1 protein-coding gene and 1 pseudogene are annotated in these 2,533 nt (G+C 74.7%); both read right to left on the bottom strand.

All coding sequences use genetic code 11. The features are described from left to right. Positions 1-1,365, bottom strand: a 1,365-nt coding sequence (locus tag DY245_RS33715; RefSeq protein WP_147318394.1) for a protein kinase, incomplete at its 3' end; no start/stop codon positions are given. Positions 1,366-1,555: 190 nt separating this feature from the next. Beyond that, positions 1,556-2,533 (bottom strand): annotated as a pseudogene (locus DY245_RS33710) (serine/threonine protein kinase); the annotation flags it as partial.

The following is a 2,533-nucleotide window of genomic DNA, read 5'->3' as shown; positions in this document are numbered from 1 at the left end:
CGGCGGCGCGGCCGGGCCGGTCTGCTCCGGGCCCGGCGTACGACGGGGGCCCGGCGGCCGCGCGACGGGCGCCTGCGCGATCGTCGATACCGACTGCGGCTGCTGCGCGCGCCGGGCCGTCCGGCTCTTCTTGTGCCGCCCCTTACGGACGAGTTCGCCGCGCCGCCGCACGATCGGCAGCCGCCGCGGATCGGTCCCCTGCTCCAGCGCCGGCATCGTCACCAGACGGCTGCCCACCGCCGGTTCCGGCGCCGTACGGATCAGCGCGCGCAGCCGGCCGCGCAGCTCCTCGAAGTCCGGCCGGTCGGCGGGGTCCTGACACAGCAGGGACTCGACGACCGGCCGCAGCGCCCCGCACTCCTCGGCGACCACGGGCGGCTCCGCACAGACCAGCTGCGCCAGTTCCACGGCGCTGTCCTCGGGGAACGGCGGATGCCCCTGCACCGCGCGGAACAGCAGCGCGCCGACCGCCCACAGATCGGTGGCCGGGCCGACCGGCGGCGCCGACTGCCGGTTCTCGTGGACGGGGCCGGCCTGCTCCGGCGCCCAGCGCTCGGTGACCGGGCCGATGACGGTCAGCCGCGCCTGCCGCGCCCGTTCGGCGGCGAGCCCGGCGGTGAGGCGGCCGTATGCGGGGCTGGCGACGGTGGCAGTGGTGGTGGCGCCGTCGCCCGGGGCGGGCTTGGCCAGCGAGGTCTTGGCCGCGGCGGGTGCGGCAGCAACGGCCGTCCCGTTCTGCGGGCTCTCGGCCGCGGGCGGCGAATCGTATCCGCACAGCGCCTCCTGGGCCGCGCCCGCCGCCAGCCCGGTCAGGATCGCCCGGCCGTCGTCGCAGACCAGGACCGTACGGGTGGTGATGTTGCGGTGCAGCCGGCCGTCCCCGTGCAGCACACGCAGCGCGGTCAGCAGATCCGCGGCGATCTCCGCGGCGCGGTGCGGGGACAGCGTCCGCTCGGCGAGCAGCGCGGACAGCGGACGGGCGGTGAGCAGCTCACCGACGATCCACAGGCTGCCGTCCTGCGCGAAGACATCAAAAATCTGCTCCAGCCGGGGGTGATCGGGCAGCTGGGCCGCGGTCGTGGCGGCCTCCAGGGCGCGCCGTACGGCGGGGTCCTTGGGGCTGCGGTCGGCGCCGCCCGGCGTCCCCGTCGCCCGCGTACCGCCGGAGGCTCCCTCGGCGAACCCGGCCGCCTCCGCCCCCACGACCTCCGCCTCCACGACCTCCGGCAGCGGCACCTGACGGAGCAGGACCTCCTGCCCGCTGTACGTGTCGAACGCCCGGGTCTGGGTGAAGTCGTCGTCGCCGACCGGGCGCAACGGCAGGCGGTAACGCTCGGCGAGCACCCTTCCCGCGTACTCGTCCACGACGCCTCCCCGCAGCGCGCGCTGTCTCTACCGTCGCGCCGGAGCCACCCATCGGCGCTGACGCCTCCGGTCACTTCCGGTCGTATTCCCGCCGATTGCGGATGCGTACGGCCCTCGATGTCTCAGATGTCTCACGATACGTGCCCGCACGGGCGGTTGCGGCCCCCTCGGCCCAACGACGCGCGCCGTCTCAGTCCTTCACCGCGAAGGTCTTGAACGCGGTCGCGATCAGCTCCTGGCACGCCTTGTCCGACCAGGCGTCCGCCTTGCACGTGATCATGATGGCGTAACCGTGCTGGTCATCGGCCCGGAACCCGCGGTCGAGGACCCGAACCTTCTCGCCGTCCTGCTTCCGCGTGAACGACCAGTCCGCGACCGTCGGATAGTTCCGCCACTTCACCGACTTGATGCCGATGAGGTGGTAGCTGTCGCTGGAGCCGCGCACGCTCGGCTCCAGGCTGCGCCAGGCGGCCGCCGCGTCGGTGCCGGGCTTGGCGTTGTAGTCGACCTGGACCCGCGGGAAGCCGCCCGAGGCGCTGTAGATGGCGCCGGAGTTCTGTCCCGCCGTGTCGGTCTGCTTGAAGCCCTTGGGCATCGCCATCCGGAAGTGGAACGAGCCGTTGGAGAGCTCGGCGAAGCCGTCGGGCAGCGCCTTGCCGTCCTTGCCCTTGTCGTCGGCCGGGCCGGCGCTCGGCGACTGCGGGCCCGAGGGGGCGGGCCGGTCCTTCGCCGCGTCGCCGCCCTTGTCGGCCGAGTCCGTCGAGGGCTTCGTCCGGCCCGCGGACGACGATGACGCCTTGTCATGCTTCCCGGCCGGCTTGCCGCTCGTGCCGCTCGTGTCGCCGCCGCTCAGAGCGATGGCCAGGATCGTGCCCAGTACGGCCAGTGCGACGACCACGGCCACGATGATCAGCGTGCGGCGCGGGACGACATCGGTCACCGACGCGCGCGGGACGGACGGACGGCTCCCGTCGCCCGGTCTGGACTCCGAACGGGCCGCCGCGGCGGCCGCGGCGTTGCGGACGGACTGCAGGGCGCCGCGCATCCGCTCCTTGGCCGCGTCGGCGTCGAAGCCGGGGCGGGCGCCCGCCGGACGGCCCGCTCCCGAACCGCCCGAGCCCGAGCCCTTGGCGTCCTGCCGCGGGCGCTCGGTCCGCTCCGGCGCACT

It is taken from the genome of Streptomyces inhibens, assembly GCF_003389455.1.
Taxonomy (GTDB): Bacteria; Actinomycetota; Actinomycetes; order Streptomycetales; family Streptomycetaceae; genus Streptomyces; species Streptomyces inhibens.
Note: the sequence above shows the minus strand (reverse complement) of the source record. Positions and strands in the feature narration are given on the sequence as shown.